This is a genomic window from Staphylococcus sp. HL28 (assembly GCF_021117155.1).
GTDB classification, from domain to species: Bacteria; Bacillota; Bacilli; order Staphylococcales; family Staphylococcaceae; genus Staphylococcus; species Staphylococcus warneri.
The window spans coordinates 903,248-926,862 of the sequence record NZ_CP088218.1; the positions used below are offsets into that span (position 1 = coordinate 903,248).

General features: G+C 34.9%; 16 protein-coding genes. 9 read left to right on the plus strand and 7 right to left on the minus strand.

What is annotated here, in order from left to right:
* Positions 1–2: 2 nt before the first annotated feature.
* The 3 genes from LPC11_RS04350 to LPC11_RS04360 all read left to right on the plus strand — a co-directional run bounded on the left by LPC11_RS04350 (position 3) and on the right by LPC11_RS04360 (position 3,692).
* Positions 3–953, plus strand: a complete 951-nt coding sequence (locus LPC11_RS04350; RefSeq protein ID WP_023373246.1) for a LacI family DNA-binding transcriptional regulator — start codon at positions 3–5, stop codon at positions 951–953.
* A 301-nt stretch (positions 954–1,254) separates the two neighbouring features.
* Positions 1,255–2,739 (plus strand): sucrose-6-phosphate hydrolase, encoded by a 1,485-nt coding sequence (locus LPC11_RS04355; protein ID WP_114599611.1) that lies wholly within the window; start codon positions 1,255–1,257, stop codon positions 2,737–2,739.
* Positions 2,736–3,692 (plus strand): carbohydrate kinase family protein, encoded by a 957-nt coding sequence (locus LPC11_RS04360; RefSeq protein ID WP_023373242.1) that lies wholly within the window; start codon positions 2,736–2,738, stop codon positions 3,690–3,692. The genes LPC11_RS04355 and LPC11_RS04360 overlap by 4 nt, the downstream gene beginning before the upstream one ends.
* A gap of 58 nt (positions 3,693–3,750) precedes the next feature.
* On the opposite strand, the gene agrA is transcribed toward LPC11_RS04360, so the two are convergent.
* From agrA to LPC11_RS04380, 4 genes are read right to left on the minus strand one after another with little or no spacing between them, the layout of a single operon-like run.
* Positions 3,751–4,467, minus strand: coding sequence for a quorum-sensing response regulator AgrA (gene agrA, locus LPC11_RS04365; protein WP_002466277.1), 717 nt, complete (start codon positions 4,465–4,467; stop codon positions 3,751–3,753).
* Positions 4,468–4,479: 12 nt separating this feature from the next.
* Positions 4,480–5,769 (minus strand): quorum-sensing sensor histidine kinase AgrC, encoded by a 1,290-nt coding sequence (gene agrC, locus LPC11_RS04370; RefSeq protein WP_023373241.1) that lies wholly within the window; start codon positions 5,767–5,769, stop codon positions 4,480–4,482.
* Between the two features lie 27 nt (positions 5,770–5,796).
* A complete protein-coding gene (gene agrD / locus LPC11_RS04375) occupies positions 5,797–5,937 on the minus strand; it encodes a cyclic lactone autoinducer peptide AgrD (RefSeq protein WP_023373239.1) in 141 nt (46 codons plus the stop codon).
* 4 nt (positions 5,938–5,941) lie between these two features.
* Complete coding sequence (locus LPC11_RS04380; RefSeq protein WP_041613618.1) at positions 5,942–6,505, minus strand: accessory gene regulator AgrB; 564 nt, start codon at positions 6,503–6,505, stop codon at positions 5,942–5,944.
* A gap of 316 nt (positions 6,506–6,821) precedes the next feature.
* Here LPC11_RS04380 and LPC11_RS04385 point away from each other — a divergent pair, with 316 nt between their 5' ends.
* Together LPC11_RS04385 and LPC11_RS04390 are read left to right on the plus strand one after the other, a co-directional pair.
* Positions 6,822–6,899, plus strand: a complete 78-nt coding sequence (locus LPC11_RS04385; RefSeq protein ID WP_015364840.1) for a delta-lysin family phenol-soluble modulin — start codon at positions 6,822–6,824, stop codon at positions 6,897–6,899.
* A gap of 66 nt (positions 6,900–6,965) precedes the next feature.
* Positions 6,966–7,043, plus strand: a complete 78-nt coding sequence (locus tag LPC11_RS04390; protein ID WP_015364841.1) for a delta-lysin family phenol-soluble modulin — start codon at positions 6,966–6,968, stop codon at positions 7,041–7,043.
* 413 nt (positions 7,044–7,456) lie between these two features.
* On the opposite strand, the gene LPC11_RS04395 is transcribed toward LPC11_RS04390, so the two are convergent.
* Together LPC11_RS04395 and LPC11_RS04400 are read right to left on the minus strand one after the other, a co-directional pair.
* Positions 7,457–8,242, minus strand: a complete 786-nt coding sequence (locus tag LPC11_RS04395) for a carbon-nitrogen family hydrolase (RefSeq protein ID WP_023373235.1) — start codon at positions 8,240–8,242, stop codon at positions 7,457–7,459.
* A 116-nt stretch (positions 8,243–8,358) separates the two neighbouring features.
* The gene (locus tag LPC11_RS04400) at positions 8,359–8,985 is read right to left on the minus strand and encodes a nitroreductase family protein (RefSeq protein ID WP_002466261.1); all 627 of its coding nucleotides are present in this window, start codon (positions 8,983–8,985) and stop codon (positions 8,359–8,361) included.
* A gap of 197 nt (positions 8,986–9,182) precedes the next feature.
* Here LPC11_RS04400 and LPC11_RS04405 point away from each other — a divergent pair, with 197 nt between their 5' ends.
* On the plus strand, positions 9,183–10,844 hold the full coding sequence (locus LPC11_RS04405) for an SdrH family protein (protein ID WP_104681693.1): 1,662 nt from the start codon (positions 9,183–9,185) through the stop codon (positions 10,842–10,844).
* 100 nt (positions 10,845–10,944) lie between these two features.
* Here the strand turns inward: LPC11_RS04405 and mroQ are convergent, their stop codons facing one another.
* A complete protein-coding gene (mroQ, locus tag LPC11_RS04410) occupies positions 10,945–11,688 on the minus strand; it encodes an intramembrane glutamic endopeptidase MroQ (RefSeq protein WP_023373232.1) in 744 nt (247 codons plus the stop codon).
* A gap of 174 nt (positions 11,689–11,862) precedes the next feature.
* Here mroQ and groES point away from each other — a divergent pair, with 174 nt between their 5' ends.
* From groES to LPC11_RS04425, 3 genes are all read left to right on the plus strand, one after another.
* A complete protein-coding gene (groES, locus tag LPC11_RS04415) occupies positions 11,863–12,150 on the plus strand; it encodes a co-chaperone GroES (RefSeq protein WP_023373230.1) in 288 nt (95 codons plus the stop codon).
* Between the two features lie 53 nt (positions 12,151–12,203).
* Positions 12,204–13,826, plus strand: a complete 1,623-nt coding sequence (groL, locus tag LPC11_RS04420; RefSeq protein ID WP_023373228.1) for a chaperonin GroEL — start codon at positions 12,204–12,206, stop codon at positions 13,824–13,826.
* A 326-nt stretch (positions 13,827–14,152) separates the two neighbouring features.
* A complete protein-coding gene (locus LPC11_RS04425) occupies positions 14,153–23,605 on the plus strand; it encodes a SasC/FmtB family protein (RefSeq protein WP_231307366.1) in 9,453 nt (3,150 codons plus the stop codon).
* The last annotated feature ends 10 nt before the right edge of the window (positions 23,606–23,615 follow it).

A 23,615-nucleotide genomic window follows, 5' to 3' on the forward strand; every position in this document is an offset into this window, starting at 1 on the left:
TTATGAAAAATATATCGGATATCGCAAAATTAGCAGGAGTATCAAAAAGTACAGTTTCTAGGTATTTAAATAATGGATCTGTAAGTCAAAAGACGCGTATAAAATTAAGCAGAATTATTAATGAGCATGACTACCAACCGAATCAATTTGCACAAAGCCTAAGAGCGACTCAAACACGTATCATAGGTGCGATTATTCCAAGGATGAACTCTTATGCTGTTGATGAAACAGTGAAGGGCATCGTAGATCAATGCCAACAACATAACTATCAATTACTGCTCAACTATACCGGTTTACATTTGGATGCGGAAATAGAAGCAATTGAAACGTTATCTCGTAGTAAAGTGGATGCAATTATTTTAATGGCAACCGATATTACTGATAAACACTTGGAAGTGATTGATAAAGCTAACGTACCTGTCATTATTGTTGGACAAGAATACCCTGGTTTACATAGTATTACGCATGATGATTATCAAGCAGGATTAACAGTGGGTGAATGGATAGGTCAAAGACGACCACGACGTGTTGTATTTTTTAGTGTAACTGAGAAAGATATTGCGGTGGGTGTGCATAGAAAAAGTGGATTAGTCGAGGGCTTATCAAAGTATCAAATTAAACCAGATATATTTGAAACCTCTTTTAAATATGAAGAAGCATTACAAGACATTGAGCAAACGTTATCAAAAATCAATGAAGCTGATGTCATTATAGGTGCGACCGATGCAATTGCGTTGGCTATTCATAAATATAGTTTTAATTCAGATCAATTATTAAAACCAACAATGATTCATGGTTTTGGTGGCGACCCTATGACGCAAATTGTTTCACCAATTATTCGTACGATACAGTTTAATTATTTTGAAGCGGGACAACGTGCCATGCTAGAAGTTAGACAGTTGATAAAGGGTGAAGCTATTGAAGAAACTATTGTGATACCAGTTAAATTATAGAGAATATCTTCAATTTATATGGAACCGATACCAGTAGAAATGATAAAATAGATACATCATTCTTATCGGGTCAAATGACTCAAGTAAATAGGATTTCGACAAGAAATTCTAAAGATAATGCAAGTTGGGGAAAACAATGATAAAGACATACATTTATAGAAACGCGTATGACTTAGCATTTAATTTCAAGTTTTGTTTAATATTTATAATTGAACAAAATGACATGTTTAAGTGGTTCTTTATTATTTATAAACTTAACTCCATAAACTTAAAAGATTACTATAAAAATAGGGGGATATGAATGACTGAATGGACAAAAGAAGAACGTTATCAACGCATTGAAGATGCAGATAGCGATAAATTATTAAATTTAAAACAACAAGTACAACTATCTCCGTATAGACAAACTTTTCATATTCAACCAGAAACGGGTTTATTAAATGATCCCAATGGTTTAATTTATTTTAATGGAAAATATTATGTCTCACATCAATGGTTCCCTTTAGGTGCCGTACATGGTTTAAAGTATTGGTTTAATTATACAAGTGACGATTTGGTTCATTTCGAACCACAAGGTGTGATACTAAGTCCAGATACTAAATTCGATAGTCATGGCGTTTATAGCGGAAGTGCTTTTGAATATCAGGGCCATTTATATTATATGTACACTGGGAATCACCGTGACCACGCATGGCAAAGACATTCATCACAAATGATTGCTAGAATGAAAGCTGACGGATCAGTAGAGAAATTTCCTAAACCTGTTATTAGTCAACAACCGGAAGGCTATACAAGTCATTTTAGAGATCCAAAAGTATTTCAAGTTGAGGATGAATTTTATGCGATTTTGGGTGCGCAAACTATAGATGAATTTGGTAGATTGTTATTATATCGCTCGAAAGATATAGTGAATTGGCATTTCCAAGGAGAAATTAAAACATCATTAAATCAGTTTGGTTATATGTGGGAGTGTCCTGATTATTTTGAACTAGATGGCCATGATGTCATTATGTTCTGCCCACAAGGTCTTGATAGTGATGAAGATAAGTATCGTAATATTTATCAATCTGGCTATATTATGGGTGATTTAAATCTAGATACGTTAGAATTTGATCATCAATCATTTTTAGAATTGGACAGAGGTTTTGATTTTTATGCACCACAAACATTTGTTGATAAAAATGGTCAACGTATCTTAATTGGTTGGATGGGATTACCAGAAACAACATATCCTACAGATGAAGAAGGTTGGGCGCATTGTTTAACTATTCCAAGAGTATTAAATATTGAAAATGGTAAGTTGAAACAAAGACCTATTCAAAGCATAGAAAAATTAAGATATAACAAAGAAACAGCTTTAGGTTACGCTAATAAATTTACAACGAAGTTACATCCTTATGAAGGTAAACAGTACGAATTGATCATTGATATTTTGGAAAATGATGCCTCTGAAATATATTTTGAGTTAAGAACATCAAGACATCAATCGACAATGATTTCTTATAATAAACAAGACAATAAAGTGACACTTGATCGAACTGATAGCGGTGTATTACCAGGTAATGTGGAAGGTACTACACGTAGTACAAAATTAGACTCAACATTAACACAGTTACGAATCTTTGTAGATACTTCTAGTATAGAAATTTTCTGTAATGATGGTGAACGTGTCTTAACATCAAGAATTTTCCCTTCAGAGGAAGCAACAGGTATTAAGACTTCGACTGAATCAGGACAAGTCTATTTACAATTTACAAAATATAATTTGAAAGGTGATCTTTCATGAGACGTTTATTCGCAATAGGTGAAGCGTTAATAGATTTTATGCCAACAGTAACTGATACTGCACTAAAAGACGTTGAACAATTTTCTCGTCAAGTAGGAGGTGCACCTTGTAACGTTGCTTGTACAGTTCAAAAATTAGGTGCACATGCTGAAATGATTACGCAACTCGGCAATGATGCGTTTGGAGATATTATCGTTGAGACACTGCATCATATTGGTGTTGGTACAGATTATATTAAGAGAACAGATGAAGCGAATACAGCACTTGCATTTGTGAGTTTAAAGGCAGACGGGCAAAGAGACTTTTCATTTTATCGGAAACCATCCGCAGATATGTTATATGAAGCTCAAAATATTGAAAATATAGACGTAAGTAAGGGTGATGTTTTACATTTCTGTTCGGTTGATTTAGTAGATAGCCCAATGAAACAAGCACATTTAGCATTGGTCGAGAAATTTAATCAACAACAAGGAACCATTGTTTTTGATCCTAATGTTCGCTTACCTTTATGGGATAATGAAGAGGATTGTCGTAACGCTATATTGACATTTATACCTAAAGCACATGTCATTAAAGTCTCAGATGAAGAAATTGAATTTATTACGAGAGAGCAAGATGAATCTAAAGCAATTGAATCACTATTTGTAGGCAATGTTGAAGCGGTAATTTATACTCAAGGGGATAAGGGCGCCTCAATATATTTGAAAGATGGTACCGTTAAACATCATAAAGGCTTTAAAGTCAAAGCTATCGATACTACTGGTGCTGGAGATGCTTTTATAGGTGCCGTAATAAGTCAAATGTTAACACAACAAGATGTGGCTATAGAGTCACTATTTAAACAACAGGGTGAATCAATCTTGCAATTTAGTAATCTTGTTGCAGCAAAAGTTACAACAAAATATGGGGCTATTGAAAGTATTCCTACATTAGAAGAAATTGATAACGCATAATAAAACAACCATCCGTTTTACGATGACGGATGGTTGATTATTTATATTATTAATGGAATTATATCTTTTTGACATTACGAACTGATGCATAACAGTGCTCTTTATTTTTAAAATAGACAATGCGTTCTTTAGAATCAATGGACTCAATATTTCTCCTATTAATCACAAAGCTATTATGGCATCTAAAGAAACGATCATCTAATTGACTTAATTCTTTAAGATTACCATAAAATTCGATTTGTCTATTATCTAAATGTGCAATTAATCGGTGTGATTTACTAGATGATTCGAAAAACATAATATCGTCATATTGTACATAAACTGAATTACTACCACGCTTTAACTCAATTGTTTCTACATTACTTTCTTTAGATAATAATTTGAGTCTTGTGTGAGCTGTTTCTAAACAATCGATAATACGTGTTTTCAGTTCTGCAGGATCATCTTTGAATATAAAATCCATTGCAGCCACTTTATAAACGAAAGTGAGATATGTTAATTCACTATGACTTGTTACAAAAATGATATTACCTACGGGATCATGTTTTCGAATTTCACTACCTAATTTAATGCCATTAATATCAGCTTCAAGTTGAATATCTAAGAAATAACAACCGATGTCGTTCATATTTTTGGATTGCTCAAGCACTTCATAAGGATCATCAGTTGCGAGAGCAAGCTCCATAGGCTTTTCCTCAATCATAATATAATTTTTAATAATTGAAGCCATATTTTCTCGTTGTTTTGGATCATCTTCGCAAATGAATATTTTCATGATTTCACATCCTTATGATTCTTTATCGATTATTTCTATTTTTTGAATAAAAAAGCCATTTTCAATGACTGTATCTAATAATACATTATCATTATTATCAGTGATTTCTTTAAGTGTAGATAAACCTAAACCTCGATTATCACCTTTTGTAGAAAAACCTTCTTCAAATAATTCATGCACACGAGGAATGTTATCTTTACATTTATTCATGATAATAAGCGTTACTGATTCATCTTCTTTGAAAAAGGCGATACGAATAAGAGCATCTTCTAATGATTCTGATGCTTCAATCGCATTATCCAATGTAATACCAATCATACGGCTTAATTCTATGGTATTCATATCAATGCGTTCAATAACATCAGGTACTTCAATACTAATCGCGATTTCTTTTTCTTGAGCTTGAAGGATCTTCGTTGTAATAAGACCTTTGATTTCACGAACTTTGAGCTTCTCAATACCATTAAGTTTAAGTGAACGTGTTTCTAAGTTATCTTTCATCGGTACAATTTGTTCATTGAAATACTGACGTAAGCCTGTCATATCATCTTCACGAATAAATTCAGACATCGTAGAAAGAATGTTGACATAGTCATGTCGAAACTTACGCATTTCATTATTAATAGATTCAATTTTCAAAGTATATTCATAATACGTTTCAATCTCTTGAAGATTACGTTTATAACGCATTTCACGTAAAGTGAACATTGAAAGAATGAAAATGATGATGCTTAAAAAGATAATTAAACCAACAAAAATAATAGCATATAATCTCAAACTATTTGGTGCGCTCATATCTGTTTGAGAAATTATGTAAAAGAACATAAAAGAAATAGCTAATACAAGAACTATTACTGTAATATAAGTAGTATTAATTGATAGGTAAGATTCTTTTAATTTAGTAAATAAAAATTTGATAAAGTAACCTAAAATAATAGCTAAAGTTATAAATACTATAAAATAGGAAATGAATACTATTATATTATTTTCAATGGTATTCTTAGCAGTTAGGTAAAAAATAACAGAAATAAAATTTGTCAAATACATTATCAAATTACTAATTAATACAACGATAATTGAATAAAGTTTTATTTTTCTGTAGAAAAATATGATTAGTAAAGCTACTAAAAATAATAAGAAACTATTTCCTAAAAAGTAATACATTAAAGTAGAAAGGATTATTAATCCTAGTGAGAATAAATAATCCTTTAAATAAAATTTAAGATTTACAATAGTTTTTGTTAAAAATATTAATAAAGCTGTCTGAATGCTTGCAAAAGGTAAGAAATTTAATGGATCCATAACTTACACACTTTCCAAAATATACTTTTACTCATAGATTTTGCTTAATTCTTCAGGTACTTCTGGTTCATCATAATACATTACGCATGGATTTGCACCAGCAACTAAGCCGATTGTTTCAAAAATTTTAGTGAAGATATTTAATACGAAGTTAAATAAGAATTCCATAATGTTACTCCTCCTTGGATATAAAAATGGGTAATAAGTTTATTGCTGATAAAGTAATACCATACAAAATCAAGATAGAATAAGGCATTACTATAATAATACTTAAAATCACTAATAAAATATAAAAAATGATGGAGAGTACATGCTTTCTCTTAATCAGACGCTTAGGTATAGGTTGTTTCTTCGTTTCTGCTGGTGCGTAAAGCCAAACAAATATTAAGCCAAATATTGAAATGATTAAAAATATTATGAAGTTAATTTTAAATGCAACTATTAACCATGGTATGATGATAAATAAAATAATATTTTGTATATGACATAATAGTGAAGATTTTGCATGTGCACCATGTGCAAAAAAACGAATAAGAACATAAGCAAGATGTGCAGTTAACGTATACCAGAAAATATGAAATATTATCGCTAACCCATAAGTTACTATAAATTTCGCTATATTACTTACTACAACTTGCATACCTAAACGAACTTTTAGAAATTGTATGCGATCCAAGTTATTTCTACGTTGTAAGTAGTTGGCAAATTGATCAATTTTTTTATCTATTATTTTCACTTGTTCACTACTCTCCTTAAGTATCATTATACAATTTTGCGCAACTTATTTTGGATTTTATGCCTAACTGTCAAAAATAAATACTTAACTGTATAATGTACTTTCTAAAAAGTATTTTATCATAAAAAGGCTTACAGTTTAGTATAAAATATTGCAAGTTAGGAATTTTTTAAGTCAAAGGGTTATAACCATGTTTTAATAGACTCATATCACAGAGATGTGATGGAAATAGAGTTGAAAATTTGCTTAATCTACTTATTAGAATTATTTTTCAAAGTAATTCTAGTTCCATTACTTGAAGGAAGGAGTGATTTCAATGGCAGCAGATATCATTTCAACAATCGGTGATTTAGTAAAATTAATCATTAACACTGTGAAAAAATTCCAAAAATAATTTTTTCTAGTTAGTTAAGATGAGTATTTAGGGTTTACAATAATTCAAATGGAAGGAGTGATTTCAATGACTGCAGATATCATTTCAACAATTGGTGATTTTGTAAAATGGATTTTAGATACAGTAAAAAAATTCACTAAATAATAGTAGAAATTCATTGTAACTTTGTTTTCTTCGTATAAAAGGTGAGTTATTAAGCCATCCCAACTTAATAACTTGCAACATTAGTAGGTGACCAAACATTTACTAATATGACTGTAGTTTTCCTTGGACTCAGTGTTACGTATTATTCTTAGCTACCTTTAATTAGGTATTTTTCTAACATGTAAGCTATCGTAAAACAACATTCAATTTATCATTATAAAAAGAGATAAATTCACTAAAATTTTTTCATAATTAATAACATCCCCAAAAAATAGATTGAAAAAATAACTGTAAAAACATTCCCTTAATAATAAGTTATCAAAAGCCGTGAGCCCCTCCCAAGCTCACGGCTTATTCATATAGATGACAAAAAACCACTCAATGAGTATCATCGAGTGGGAATAATTCATGTATTACTTATATAAATCAAGTTTAAGGTTATCAAATACTGGAATTGATTGGCGTTGCTTTGTTACTTCGTTAATATCTATATTTACACTTAGAATATCTTCTTTACTTTCTAAACTTCCAATGATTTCACCATTAGGATTGATAACAATAGAATGCCCAGCATAATCTGTTTCTCCATCATTGCCACAACTATTTGTACCGATAATGAACATGTCATTTTCAATTGCGCGTGCTTTTAGTAAAGCGAGCCAATGATTTAATCTTACTGTTGGCCACTGTGCAACATAAAAAGCTACTTTTGCGCCGCTACGAGCGGGATATCGTAGTAATTCTGGAAATCTTAGGTCATAGCAAATAATTTGAGTAGCCAAAGTCCCATCAGACAAAGCAAAAGGTTCGGGAACTTTCACACCTGGCGACATAAAATCAGGTTCTCTTAACATTGGAACTAAATGTATTTTATTATAATGATTAATACATTTACCATTAGATGAAACTGTAAAGGCTGTATTATAAATATTTTGATCAACTTTATTTGATACAGAGCCTGCAACAATATCAACATGATACCTTTGAGCTAGATTCTTAATAAATGGCAAACTATTGTTTAAGTTTTCATCTGCTAAATCATTTAATTTCTCTAATGCGTAGCCGTTGTTCCACATTTCAGGGATAACTACAACATCTGTGTCGCTCTCTAATTTATCTTGAAACCATTGTTCAATTTTTGCCATATTTTTCTCAGATTGTCCATATTCGATATATATTTGAAATAGTTGAACTTTCATATATATCACTCCTCTTAAATGGTTAATTATAAGATACTAAAATTAAATCTAGATAGCAAAAAAGTGGGGTAATTTCTGTACGAAATATACACCCACTTAAAATTTAAATGATTTAATTATTTTTTAATAAGGAAGCGTGGTTCAACTGGTTTAATATCTTTCTCGCCAGCTTGCTCACGTACATTACCAAATGGCATTTGAGCTACTAATTTCCATGTTTTAGGAATGCCAAATTCATTTGCAGTTGCTTCGTCAACGATTGGATTATAATGTTGTAATGAAGCACCAATACCCTTAGTTGCTAATGCAGTCCAAATCGCATATTGATGCATAGCATTTGTTTGATTAGACCAAATTTCAAAATTGTCATAGAAGTTTGGCATTTTTTCTTGTAATCCTGTAATAACATCTTGATCTTCATAGTAAAGAATCGTTCCGTATGAATGTTTGAAGTTATCAATTTTTTGACGTGTAGGTTCAAAATCACGGTCTGGACCCATTGTTTCTTTTAAAATAGCTTTCGTGTTTTCCCAGAATTTTTCATTTTTATCATTTAATAATAAAACGATACGAGTAGATTGAGAATTGAATGCTGAAGGTACATGTTTAACTGCATGTGCAATTAACTCTTCTAACTCTGAATCGTCAATTGAAATAGTACTTTCTAAATTGTATATTGTGCGTCTTTGCTCCATAGCGTCATTAAATGAAACGTCATTGTTCTTTTTATTAAATAAACCCATAATCAATCTCCTTTGTTATAGTTAAGAACTATTTATACCTTAAGTATAAATATTATACTCGGCAAAGTAAACTAATAATTACTGGAAAATTTCAAAAATATTAATATTTTTTATCAATAAACATATATCAATGCATTCTTTGATTACTTTATATATACTTGGTTTAGTAGAGAAATAATAATAGGAGGTGACTTTTGATGCAGAAAAAGTTAAAACATAAATTAATGGTACCTGGATTTGCATTAATATTAAGTACATCATTTCTAAATCCGTCAGTTTTTGCTGCTGATAATTCAAATAAGCCACCTCAATCAGATACAACTCAAACAAGTGATTCAAATCGGAATAACAATGATCAGAATAAAACTGATAATACAACAAATGATAGTAATAATAATGAACCATCAACTAATGATAAAAAGGATACGTCTCAACCTTCTGATTCAAATCAAGATGATTCAAATCAATCTAACCAAGATCAAAATAATCCAAATAATAGTAATAATACTTCAGACGGTAGTAAAGATGATAACCAAAATTCAGGACAAGATGATGGTTCCGATTCAAACGATAACTCTAATTCAAACGGTGGATCTTCTGATAATAATGATAAACCTGGAAATCAAGATGGTCAGGATCAGACTGATGATGGCCAAGATAAGCCAAATGATAACCAAAATGATGGGGCAGATAATAATCAAGATTCTAATTCAAACCAAGATAAACCGGGTACTAAACCTGATGATAATCCAAATGATAAAGACAACAATGATAATGGAAAAAATGATGATTCTAATTCAAACCAAAATGGAAACAACAATACTGACAAGCCTGGGTCTAACCAAAATGGACAAGACAAACCCAATGGATCTAATAATACAGACAAACCAAATGGTGGTAAACCGAGTACACAACCTGGTTCAGGACAAAATAATCATCAACAACCTAAACCAGGCAACCAGCAACCACCAACAAATCATGGTCAACAAACATCTCAAGGTGGAAATTCACAATCCCCTGGTATAGATAATTCGAATCATCAAACTAATGGACCAGGATCTAAGAATCAAGGTCAGCCAAATTATCAAAGACCCAATCATTGGCAAAATACAAATAACCAAAATATAAGAAATGGTCAATATCAGAATTCTAATCATAATTCAGTTCAATTAATGCCTCGATACGATACTCAAAATCAAGTTTTAGGACCTGTGAGAAAATCAAATTCACATTATCAGTCACAATCTAATACACCTAATTATGATAGCAATCGTTTCATGTGGCAAAGACCGGATTCGATTTTAAACAATCAAAAAGGCTTTGAGCATACATCCAATCAACAGTCTTTAATAAGAAGATTTAACTCATTAGCGGAAGGTTCATACAAATATAATCCATTTGTGATTCATCAAATACATCAACTTGATAACTCCAATGGTGCTGTTTCAGATAAGGATATTTATAATATTTTTAGAAAAGAAACTTTTAGTGGAAATCAATATTTAAATTCATTACAACAATCATCTAATTATTTTAGATTTCAGTATTTTAATCCATTAGATTCAAAGAAATATTATAAAAATTTAGATGATCAAGTCTTAGCTTTAATTACTGGTGATATAGGATCTATGCCTGATTTGAAGAAACCTGAAGATAAAGAATCAAGTGATAAAAGTTCTTTCAAAAATCATAGCGATGACAAAATAAGTACATCAAATCAACAAAAAGAAAGTTATCAAAAAGAGCAGAAAACTAATCGATTATTAATGACATTAGGTACAAGTATTGTTGCAATATTCATTGGTGTAATCATTGCATTTCTTTTAAAACGTCGTAAGCATGATGAAGGTGCAAAATAAAATAGTAATATTAAAATAGAGCCAATCACTTTATTATACTAAACCAAAGTACAACTTTGGGATTCAGTACATATGAGTGACTGGCTCTATTAATTTATATTTAATTAAATATAATTTGGATGATAAAGTTCGCTTGTTCTTGTACTTTTTTAAGTGTTTCACCACCGAAGACTTGCATAATGACAACGGTACCGTTTTGTAACATGTGAATGCCAATCGGTATAGCGATTCTATTAGTATATGCATAAGCTAATGAGAACAACATTCCCATACCGAAATACATAGGTAAGAATTTAATATCATTATGTGCTAATGCAAAAAGAAGTGAGCTTACAATGGAAGCTATTAGAAACGCAAGGATACGATTACCTTTGATAGCATTATATAATTCGCCAAAAAGCACTTTTCTAAATACATATTCTTCTAAAATTGGACCAACTACTGAAATTAAAATAATAAAGACCGGCATTTGTTTAGCTATAGCCATTAATCGCTCAGTATTAGGACTTTGTTGTTGTTGTCCTAAAACTAATGTATAAATTAAACTTACAATAACTTGATATACCATGACGATACAAAATCCAAGTAATGCCCAACTGATGATGTATCGTTTAGATTCTTTATGACCTGCTTCCAATCGAGTAGGATTTTTTATATATAAGTTAATTAATATGATTAATATAGCAGCAATAATAAATAATGATACTTGTGTATATATCATAAATTGAGTTGTTTCCATACCTTTTTCTGGATGGATTAATCCACTTCGTAATAACATGCCTGGTAAAAATTGAGCTAAGGCATAAATTAATACTGTTAATAATGACACCCAAAATCTTTTCATATTGGACCTCCGATTTTCTGTTTATAGTTTATTTTATCGTAAATAATCATTATGTACAAAATAAATTCAGAGCCGTCCTGCTTGAAATATTGACCAAATTTGATTATTATAAAAGTAGTTTAGCACTCTAAAAGTTTAAGTGCTAAAATTCGTACTCAACAAGGAGGAACAATCATGCTTAAACCATTAGGAAATCGTGTGATTATTGAAAGAAAAGAACAAGAACAAACAACTAAAAGTGGTATCGTATTAACAGATAGTGCTAAAGAAAAATCAAATGAAGGCATCGTTAAAGCAGTCGGAAAAGGTCGCTTATTAGACGATGGTTCTAGAGTTGCTCCTGAAGTAAAAGAAGGGGATACTATAGTATTCCAACAATATGCAGGAACAGAAGTTAAACGTGGCGATGAAACATTCATCGTATTAAATGAAGATGACATTTTAGCAATTATTGAAGCATAAAATAAACGTATTATAAAAAGTAAGTAGATTGACAATACTGGAGGTTAGACATAATGGCTAAAGATTTAAAATTCTCAGAAGACGCACGTCAAGCAATGTTACGTGGTGTAGATAAATTGGCAAATGCCGTGAAAGTGACAATTGGACCAAAAGGACGCAATGTTGTATTAGATAAAGAATATACAGCGCCGTTAATTACAAATGATGGTGTTACAATTGCAAAAGAAATTGAATTAGAAGATCCGTATGAAAATATGGGCGCAAAATTAGTTCAAGAAGTAGCTAACAAAACGAATGAAATTGCTGGTGATGGTACTACAACTGCAACAGTATTAGCACAAGCAATGATTCAAGAAGGATTAAAAAACGTAACTAGTGGTGCAAACCCTGTAGGTTTAAGACAAGGTATTGATAAAGCAGTTCAAGTAGCGGTTGAAGCTTTACATGAGATTTCTCAAAAAGTAGAAAATAAAAATGAAATTGCTCAAGTAGGTGCCATTTCTGCAGCAGATGAAGAAATTGGTAAATATATTTCGGAAGCTATGGAAAAAGTAGGCAATGACGGTGTTATTACTATAGAAGAATCTAGTGGTTTTAATACTGAATTAGAAGTTGTAGAAGGTATGCAGTTTGATAGAGGTTACCAATCACCATATATGGTCACTGACTCAGATAAAATGATTGCGGAATTAGAACGCCCATATATTTTAGTTACTGATAAGAAAATTTCTTCTTTCCAAGATATTTTACCTTTATTAGAACAAGTTGTTCAATCTAATCGTCCAATTTTAATTGTAGCTGATGAAGTAGAAGGCGATGCATTAACTAATATTGTATTAAACCGTATGAGAGGTACATTTACAGCAGTAGCAGTTAAAGCACCAGGATTTGGAGATCGTCGTAAAGCAATGTTAGAAGACTTAGCAATCTTAACAGGTGCACAAGTCATTACAGATGATTTAGGATTAGAATTAAAAGATGCTTCAATTGATATGTTAGGTAGCGCTAATAAAGTTGAAGTTACTAAAGATAATACGACTGTCGTTGATGGAGACGGTGATGAAAATAATATCGATGCAAGAGTTAACCAAATCAAAGCACAAATTGAAGAAACTGATTCTGACTTTGATAGAGAAAAACTACAAGAACGTCTTGCTAAATTAGCTGGTGGTGTTGCAGTAATCAAAGTAGGTGCTGCTAGTGAAACTGAATTAAAAGAACGCAAATTACGTATTGAAGATGCTTTAAACTCAACTAGAGCAGCTGTTGAAGAAGGTATCGTAGCTGGTGGTGGAACAGCGTTAGTAAATATTTATAAAAAAGTAAGCGAAATTGATGCAACTGGCGATGTTGAAACAGGCGTTAATATTGTTCTAAAAGCATTGCAAGCACCAGTTAGACAAATTGCAGAAAATGCTGGCTTAGAAGGTTCCATTATTGTAGAACGTCTTAAAAATGCAGATGCAGGCGTTGGCTTCAATGCAGCAACAAATGAATGGGTTAATATGCTTGAAGAAGGTATTGTAGACCCTACCAAAGTAACACGTTCAGCATTACAACATGCAGCAAGTGTAGCAGCAATGTTCTTAACAACAGAAGCAGTAGTAGCAACTATTCCAGAAAAAGATCAATCAGAACAAGCTGGAATGAGTGGCGGCATGCCAGGTATGATGTAAGTTCACTCCATCGCATTGGGCAATTGATAAAAACTTCATAAATTAGACATAAAGATAATAAAAACTTTCTAGTGATATATTACACTAGAAAGTTTTTTATTTATCGAAAATTATGCGTTTTTAAGCTAGTTAGTATAAATAATAACAACTTTTTCAAATAAAATAGCAAAAAATACATAGAACAAAATAGTTGTGACACCACTTCTTAAGTGTTATATTATTTATTGTGATTTTTATAAATAAATGTTTTAATTCGAAGTCGATATGTTAGCTTGAATTAATACTTTATTCTTTTTGACAATCAAATAACGAGGAGGAAGTCATAATTGAAACACCCTAGAAAAGACAACCAAGAAAATAAAAAAATAAACTATTTTTCCATTAGAAAATTAAAAGGGTATGGCGTAACAAGTATTACTGTAGCTTCTTTGTATTTAATATTTGGACATTCCAATATGGCAAATGCAGCAGAAATCAATCAACCTAATGAAATAGAAATTAACTATACAAATAGTAAAGTGATTGAAGATAAGCAAGATGAGAAACAACTTAATCAAAATAACGAAAAAATAAATGAAACACCAAATGGAACACCAAATAATACAAACAATGAAGCAGCGCAAAAAATGGATCATAAACAGGTGACTTCTAATCAATCAATAAGTGGAAATAATGATCAATTAAAACAATTAATTCAACAGTATAAAAAAATAAATTTAGATGATAAAACAGATGAATCAATAAAAGAATTTAGCAATGATATTTCTAATGCTGAAAAATTTTTACAAAATCAATCTACTCAATCAGAAATTGATGACTATTACAGAAATTTTATTAACAGTGCATCTAAATTAAAAAGAAAAAAGAATAATAATGAATTTCAAATTAGAAAAGAACAAAATGACAATAAAGGTATACCAGCAACAAATACAGAACCATCAAGAAATAATCAACATTCTCACGTTGTACGACAATCAAACGGTACAAGTTTTAGAGCTGTACCTAATCAAAACAGCAATGACCCATTAAAATACAATGAAACTAATACAGGTGTGATTAACGGACACTTTGATCAAGTTTCTGGAGGGAATTTACCCAATCAAAATACAAGTTTAACGGTTGTTAAAGATGTTATAGGATGGACGAGTTTATCTACAGATCCAGATAAAGAATTTCCAATTGTAATGACTACTAAAGTTAGAAACTACCCAACATTTATGAGTGATAGTTCTGCGCCTTATGGTGTCGTGCTAGCAAGAACTACAGATGGATTTGAAAGACGTGTACCTGACCCTAGAGTAGCTGGTATTTATCAAGATATTGATGTTGCACCTAATTCAGAATTAGTCGTAGATTTCATATCATCAGCTTTAGCAACAATTAATGCTTGGCCTGGTGTAAAAGCCAAAATTACAACGCCAGACGGTAATCGAGTATTATTTGATAAACAAATAAATGGTATGGGTAAATACCCAACTGGAAAGCTTAATCTCATGATTAATATACCGAGTGATGTTAACAGAGTTAGACTATCTTTTATTCCAATTTCAAATTCATACACATTAACTTCTAACCAAACAAGTAGTGCGTATGGTTTTGGAGATAATCCAAATTACATGTATGGTGGTGCTGTTAGTAGGGTTAATGTTAATAGTGGTGCTTATGTTGTATCTAGAGTAACTGAAGTCAAATACGATTTTACGAGTGAATCATCAACTTCAAATTATGCACGTGGCACGATTACAGTAATTCTTGAAAATAAAGGTCATACAAGCTCAAATGAAACTATTTATCGAGTAACATTACCTCAAGGAACAAAATTTGTTTCTGCAACAAACGCGAGTACAAACTATAATGAGGCAACAAGTTTATTAACGCTTAATGCAGGAAAAGTAGCTGCTGGCACCACTAAGACGATATCGTATACAGTTGATTTTCCAGCTATTAAACCAAGTATTGTAGATTTAGATGGAAATGTAACTTATAGAACAGATGCTTCATTCCGAGGAAATGATAGACAAAAATCAGGTATAGATGAAGTAGAGCAACAACAAGTTGCGATATTAATGTATAAAGAAGACTTAAGAAACAAATATAATGATACGAAACAATATTTGGATACAATTAATGAAGCCGATTATACAACAGTTTCAGTTAATAATTTAAAACTAAAACTTGATGAAGCAAAAGCTATTTTAGATGAAGCTAACAATAATGTGCCAATGGCAGATAGAAAAAATCAAGATTTTATCAATCAAATTACTACAGAAATTGAACACGAAAAAATCAAACTTAAACGGCTTACACCTTCTACACCAGTAATGACTACTAATGAAGCAAATGCAAGTTTAACGGTTACTCCACAAGGAGATTCTGATAAGATGACAGTGCACTATATTGCGCCAAATGGAGATACTAAGGAAGTTATTGCTACTAAAGCAGGAAATCAATGGAGATTGAATGACACACCAACAGGTTTTAGTATTGATAATACAAATGGTTCTGTGACAGTCAATTATCAAGGTGTACAAAACGGAAGTGAAGTTTCTGCATATGATACAAGTGGTAATAGTGACCCAAGTGATGAGGTTAGAAAAAATGTTCCTTTAAAACAAAATACACCACCAGAACCAGTGATAACACCAGATGAAGCAAATGCAAGTGTAACAGTTACACCACAAGGTGATGCAGATAAGATGACCGTGCATTATGTGGCACCGAATGGAGATGCGAAGGAAGTAATCGCAACAAAAACAGGAGATCAATGGACACTAAACGATACACCGACTGGAATAAGTATTGATAATACAAGTGGCGCAGTAACAGTGAATTACCAAGGCGTTCAAAATGGAAGTGAAGTCACAGCCAATGAGAGTTATGGCAACAGTGATGCAAGTCCAGAAGCGAGAGCAAATATGCCAGTGAAAGAAGCAACGCCAACGGCGCCATTGATAACACCAGATGAAGCGGATGCGAGTGTAACAGTCACACCACAAGGTGATGCGGATAAGATGACTGTACATTATGTGGCACAGAATGGCGATCCAAAAGAAGTTATCGCAACAAAGACAGGCGATCAATGGACACTAAACGAGACACCAACAGGAATTAGTATCGATAATACAAGTGGCGCAGTGACAGTAAGCTATCAAGGTATCCAAAACGGAAGTGAAGTCACAGCCAATGAGAGTCATGGCAATAGTGATGCAAGTCCAGAAGCGAGAGCGAATGTACCGGTGAAAGAAGCAACGCCGGCGGCGCCAACAATTTCACCAGACGAAGCGAATGTAAGTGTAACAGTCACACCACAAGGTGATTCAGATAAGATGACAGTGCATTACATTGCGCCAAATGGAGATGCGAAGGAAGTTGTCGCAACTAAAGTAGGCAACCAATGGACATTAAATGAGACACCGACTGGAATAAGTATCGATAACACAAGTGGCGCAGTAACAGTAGGCTATCAAGGTGTCCAAAATGGTAGCGAAGTCAGCGCAAGCGAAACCCACGGTAACAGTGACGCAAGTATAGAAGCGAGAGCAAATGTGCCAGTGAAAGAAGCAACGCCGACGGCGCCAGTGATAACAACAGATGAAGCAAATGCGAGTGTAACAGTTACACCACAAGGTGATGCGGATAAAATGACGGTGCATTATGTGGCACCAAACGGCGATCCAAAAGAAGTTATCGCAACTAAAGTAGGCAATCAGTGGACATTAAACGAGACACCGACTGGCATCAGTATCGATAACACAAGTGGCGCAGTAACAGTAGGCTATCAAGGTGTCCAAAATGGTAGCGAAGTCAGCGCAAGCGAAACCCACGGCAACAGTGACGCAAGTCCAGAAGTAAGAGCAAATGTACCGATAAAAGAAGCAACGCCGATGGCGCCAGTGATAACAACAGATGAACCAAATGCGAGTGTAACAGTTACACCACAAGGTGATGCGGATAAAATGACGGTGCATTATGTGGCACCAAATGGAGATGCGAAGGAAGTTGTCGCAACTAAAGTAGGCAATCAGTGGACATTAAACGAGACACCGACTGGCATCAGTATCGATAATACAAGTGGCGCAGTAACAGTAGGTTATCAAGGAGTACAAAACGGTAGCGAAGTCAGCGCAAGCGAAACACATGGCAACAGTGACGCAAGTCCAGAAGTAAGAGCAAATGTACCGATAAAAGAAGCAACGCCGATGGCGCCAGTGATAACAACAGATGAACCAAATGCGAGTGTAACAGTTACACCACAAGGTGATGCGGATAAAATGACGGTGCATTATGTGGCACCAAATGGAGATACGAAAGAAGTAATCGCAACTAAAGTAGGCAATCAGTGGACATTAAACGAGACACCGACTGGAATAAGTATCGATAACACGAGTGGCGCAGTAACAGTAGGTTATCAAGGCGTACAAAACGGTAGCGAAGTCAGAGCAAGCGAAACACATGGAAATAGTGATACAAGTCCAGAAGCTAGATCGAATGTTCCAGTGAAAGAAGCAACGCCGGCGGCGCCAGTGATAACACCAGACGAAGCAAATGCGAGTGTAACTGTTACACCACAAGTTGATTCAGATAAGATGACAATTCATTATGTGGCACCGAATGGCGATCCAAAAGAAGTAATCGCAACTAAAGTAGGTAATCAATGGACATTAAATGAGACACCGACTGGAATAAGTATTGATAATACAAGTGGCGCAGTAACAGTAGGCTATCAAGGCGTCCAAAATGGAAGTGAAGTCACAGCCAATGAGAGTCATGGTAACAGTGACGCAAGTCCAGAAGCGAGAGCGAATGTACCAGTGAAAGAAGCAACGCCAATGGCGCCAACAATCATATCTGATGAAGCGAATGCGAGTGTAACGGTAGTACCGCAAGGTGATGCGGATAAGATGACAGTGTACTATGTTGCGCCAAATGGAGATGCGAAAGAAGTTATCGCAACTAAAGTAGGCAATCAGTGGACATTAAATGAGATACCAACAGGAATTAGTATCGATAATACGAGCGGAGCAGTAACTGTCAGTTATCAAGGCATCCAAAATGGTAGCGAAGTAAGCGCGAGTGAAACACATGGCAATAGTGACGCAAGTCCAGAAGCGAGAGCAAATGTACCATTGAAAGAAGCAACGCCGATGGCGCCAGTGATAACACCAGATGAAGCAAATGCGAGTGTAACAGTTACACCACAAGTTGATTCAGATAAGATGACAATTCATTATGTGACACCGAATGGCGATCCAAAAGAGGTTATCGCAACTAAAGTAGGCAATCAGTGGACATTAAATGAGATACCAACAGGTATCAGTATCGATAATACAAGTGGCGTAGTAACTGTCAGTTATAAAGGCATTCAAAATGGCAGCGAAGTCAGCGCAAGCGAAACACATGGTAATAGTGATGCAAGTCCAGAAGTAAGAGCGAATGTACCAGTGAAAGAAGCAACGCCGACGGCGCCTGTTGTTACCCAAGATGAAGTGAATGCGAGTGTAACAGTCATACCACAAGGTGATGCAGATAAAATGACGGTGCACTATATTGCGCCAAACGGCGATCCAAAAGAAGTAATCGCAACAAAAGTAGGCAATCAGTGGATATTAAATGAGACGCCAACAGGAATCAGTATCGATAATGCGAGCGGTGCAGTAACAGTAGGATATCAAGGTATCCAAAACGGAAGTGAAGTCACAGCTAATGAGAGTCATGGCAATAGTGATGCGAGTCCAGAAGTACGAGCGAACGTGCCAGTAAAAGAAGCGACACCAAAAGCACCAACAATCATATCTGATGAAGCGAATGCGAGTGTAACGGTAATACCGCAAGGTGATGCGGATAAGATGACAGTCCATTATGTGGCACCGAATGGCGATGCGAAGGAGGTTGTCGCAAGAAAAACAGGTAATCAGTGGACGTTAAATGAGACACCGACTGGAATAAGTATCGATAACACGAATGGCGCAGTGACAGTGAATTACCAAGGCGTTCAAAATGGTAGCGAAGTGAGTGCAAGCGAAATCCACGGTAACAGTGACGCAAGTCCAGAAGCGAGAGCGAATGTACCGATAAAAGAAGCAACGCCAACGGCGCCAACAATTACACCAGACGAAGCAAATGCGAGTGTAACTGTTACACCACAAGTTGATTCAGATAAGATGACAATTCATTATGTGGCACCGAATGGCGATCCAAAAGAAGTAATCGCAACTAAAGTAGGTAATCAATGGACATTAAATGAGACACCGACTGGAATAAGTATTGATAATACAAGTGGCGCAGTAACAGTAGGCTATCAAGGCGTCCAAAATGGAAGTGAAGTCACAGCCAATGAGAGTCATGGTAACAGTGACGCAAGTCCAGAAGCGAGAGCGAATGTACCAGTGAAAGAAGCAACGCCAATGGCGCCAACAATCATATCTGATGAAGCGAATGCGAGTGTAACGGTAGTACCGCAAGGTGATGCGGATAAGATGACAGTGTACTATGTTGCGCCAAATGGAGATGCGAAAGAAGTTATCGCAACTAAAGTAGGCAATCAGTGGACATTAAATGAGATACCAACAGGAATTAGTATCGATAATACGAGCGGAGCAGTAACAGTAGGCTATCAAGGCGTCCAAAATGGAAGTGAAGTCACAGCCAATGAGAGTCATGGTAACAGTGACGCAAGTCCAGAAGCGAGAGCGAATGTACCAGTGAAAGAAGCAACGCCAATGGCGCCTGTTGTTACCCAAGATGAAGTGAATGCGAGTGTAACAGTCATACCACAAGGTGATGCAGATAAAATGACGGTGCACTATATTGCGCCAAACGGCGATCCAAAAGAAGTAATCGCAACAAAAGTAGGCAATCAGTGGATATTAAATGAGACGCCAACAGGAATCAGTATCGATAATGCGAGCGGTGCAGTAACAGTAGGATATCAAGGTATCCAAAACGGAAGTGAAGTCACAGCTAATGAGAGTCATGGCAATAGTGACGCAAGTCCAGAAGCGAGAGCAAATGTACCAGTGAAAGAAGCAACACCAAAAGCACCAACGATCATATCTGATGAAACGAACGCGAGTGTAACGGTAGTACCGCAAGGTGATGCGGATAAGATGACCGTACATTATGTGGCACCAAATGGCGATCCAAAAGAAGTTGTCGCAACCAAAGTAGGCAACCAATGGACATTAAATGAAGTTCCAACAGGAATTAGTATCAACAATTCGAACGGTGCGATAACAGTAGGTTATCAAGGTATCCAAAACGGTAGCGAAGTAAGTGCAAGCGAAACACATGGTAATAGTGATGCGAGTCCAGAAGTACGAGCGAATGTACCAGTGAAAGAAGCAACGCCGACGGCGCCTGTTGTTACCCAAGATGAAGTGAATGCGAGTGTAACAGTCATACCACAAGGTGATGCAGATAAAATGACGGTGCACTATATTGCGCCAAACGGCGATCCAAAAGAAGTAATCGCAACAAAAGTAGGCAATCAGTGGAAATTAAATGAGACGCCAACAGGAATCAGTATCGATAATGCGAGCGGTGCAGTAACAGTAGGATATCAAGGTATTCAAAATGGTAGTGAAGTAAGTGCAAGCGAAACACATGGTAATAGTGATGCAAGTCCAGAAGCACGAGCGAATGTGCCATTAAAAGAAGCAACGCCGACGGCGCCAGTGATAACACCGGATGAAGCAAATGCGAGTGTAACAGTTACACCACAAGGTGATTCAGATAAGATGACAGTGCACTATATTACGCCAAATGGAGATGCGAAAGAAGTTATCGCAACTAAAGTAGGTAATCAATGGACATTAAATGAGACACCGACTGGAATAAGTATTGATAATGCGAGCGGTGCAGTGACAGTGAATTACCAAGGCGTCCAAAATGGTAGTGAAGTAAGTGCAAGCGAAACCCGCGGCAATAGTGACGCAAGTCCAGAAGCGAGAGCGAATGTACCATTGAAAGAAGCAACGCCAACGGCGCCAGTGATAACACCAGATGAAGCGAGTGCAAGTGTAACAGTCACACCACAAGCTGATGCAGATAAAATGACAATTCATTATGTAGCGCCAAATGGAGATACGAAGGAAGTAATCGCAACAAAAACAGGTAACCAATGGACATTAAATGAGACACCGACTGGAATAAGTATTGATAATACAAGTGGAGCAGTAACAGTAGGTTATCAAGGCGTACAAAACAATAGCGAAGTCAGTGCAAGCGAAACACATGGTAATAGTGATGCGAGTCCAGAAGCGAGAGCGAATGTTCCAGTGAAAGAAGCAACGCCGATGGCGCCAGTTGTTACCCAAGACGAAGCAAATGCGAGTGTAACGGTAATACCGCAAGGTGATTCAGATAAGATGACAGTACAGTATATTGCGCCAAACGGCGATCCAAAAGAAGTTGTGGCAACCAAAGTAGACAATCAATGGACATTAAATGAAGTTCCAACAGGAATTAGTATCGATAACATGAATGGCGCAGTGACAGTGAATTACCAAGGAGTTCAAAATGGTAGCGAAGTAAGCGCGAGTGAAACCCACGGTAACAGTGATGCAAGTCCAGAAGCGAGAGCGAATGTACCAGTGAAAGAAGCAACACCAAAAGCACCAACGATCATATCTGATGAAACGAACGCGAGTGTAACGGTAGTACCGCAAGGTGATGCGGATAAGATGACCGTACATTATGTGGCACCAAATGGCGATCCAAAAGAAGTTGTCGCAACCAAAGTAGGCAACCAATGGACATTAAATGAAGTTCCAACAGGAATTAGTATCAACAATTCGAACGGTGCGATAACAGTAGGTTATCAAGGTATCCAAAACGGTAGCGAAGTAAGTGCAAGCGAAACACATGGTAATAGTGACGCTAGCACTGAAGCACATGCAAATGTACCATTAAAAGAAGCAACACCAAAAGCACCAACGATCATATCTGATGAAGCGAGTGCGAGTGTAACAATTACACCTCAAAGTGATGCGGATAAGATGATAATTCACTACGTCTCACCAAACGGCGATCCAAAAGAGGTTATCGCAACTAAAGTAGGCAACCAATGGACATTAAATGATACACCAACAGGAATAAGTATTGATAATGCGAGTGGAGCAGTAACAGTTAATTATCTAGGCGTCCAAAAAAGAAGTGAAGTAGGTGCGAGTGAAACCCATGGCAATAGTGATCCAAGTGAAAAAATAGTTGCTAATGTTCCTGTGAAACAAAGTAAACCTATGCCGCCAATAATCACATGGGATAGAGATAAAAAATCAGTTTCTATTAAACCAAATGGGAAAATAGATAAGATGAAAATACAAATTATAAGTTCGGCTAATAATGCTGATAAAGAACTTATTGCGACAAAAGTTGATAATCAGTGGAAACTTAATAAGAAAATGAATGGAATTCAAATAGATCGTAAAACTGGTACAGTTACAATTGATTATCAAATGTCCCAAAATTTCAAAGAATTACTAGTAAGTAGTACATTCGGGAATAGCGATGAAAGTGAAATTATTCATTTTATAATTCCGAAATTTAAAGGTTTGGTTTATGACCTAAATAATTACAACAAACAAGAAAATTCAGTTTATGAATTTGAAAATGAAAATATTAAAAAACAATCTGTAATTAAGAAACAGGTGAAAGCAAGCAAAATAGAATTGCCGAATACTGGAAAGAAACAAACGAAGGAAAAAGGAAACGCTAGTATTGTTTTATTACTTTTTGGGTTAATACTTTGTAAATTAAAATTGAAAAGAAAAGACTTATAGTATAAAAGAG

Bases quoted from the DNA above. Each gene is read 5' to 3' on its own strand.
- LPC11_RS04350 (WP_023373246.1), top strand. From the start codon at position 3: ATGAAAAATATATCGGATATCGCAAAATTAGCAGGAGTATCAAAAAGT.
- LPC11_RS04355 (WP_114599611.1), top strand. From the start codon at position 1,255: ATGACTGAATGGACAAAAGAAGAACGTTATCAACGCATTGAAGATGCA.
- LPC11_RS04360 (WP_023373242.1), top strand. From the start codon at position 2,736: ATGAGACGTTTATTCGCAATAGGTGAAGCGTTAATAGATTTTATGCCA.
- agrA (WP_002466277.1), bottom strand. From the start codon at position 4,467: ATGAAAATATTCATTTGCGAAGATGATCCAAAACAACGAGAAAATATG.
- agrC (WP_023373241.1), bottom strand. From the start codon at position 5,769: ATGGATCCATTAAATTTCTTACCTTTTGCAAGCATTCAGACAGCTTTA.
- agrD (WP_023373239.1), bottom strand. From the start codon at position 5,937: ATGGAATTCTTATTTAACTTCGTATTAAATATCTTCACTAAAATTTTT.
- LPC11_RS04385 (WP_015364840.1), top strand. From the start codon at position 6,822: ATGGCAGCAGATATCATTTCAACAATCGGTGATTTAGTAAAATTAATC.
- LPC11_RS04390 (WP_015364841.1), top strand. From the start codon at position 6,966: ATGACTGCAGATATCATTTCAACAATTGGTGATTTTGTAAAATGGATT.
- LPC11_RS04395 (WP_023373235.1), bottom strand. From the start codon at position 8,242: ATGAAAGTTCAACTATTTCAAATATATATCGAATATGGACAATCTGAG.
- LPC11_RS04400 (WP_002466261.1), bottom strand. From the start codon at position 8,985: ATGGGTTTATTTAATAAAAAGAACAATGACGTTTCATTTAATGACGCT.
- LPC11_RS04405 (WP_104681693.1), top strand. From the start codon at position 9,183: ATGCAGAAAAAGTTAAAACATAAATTAATGGTACCTGGATTTGCATTA.
- mroQ (WP_023373232.1), bottom strand. From the start codon at position 11,688: ATGAAAAGATTTTGGGTGTCATTATTAACAGTATTAATTTATGCCTTA.
- groES (WP_023373230.1), top strand. From the start codon at position 11,863: ATGCTTAAACCATTAGGAAATCGTGTGATTATTGAAAGAAAAGAACAA.
- groL (WP_023373228.1), top strand. From the start codon at position 12,204: ATGGCTAAAGATTTAAAATTCTCAGAAGACGCACGTCAAGCAATGTTA.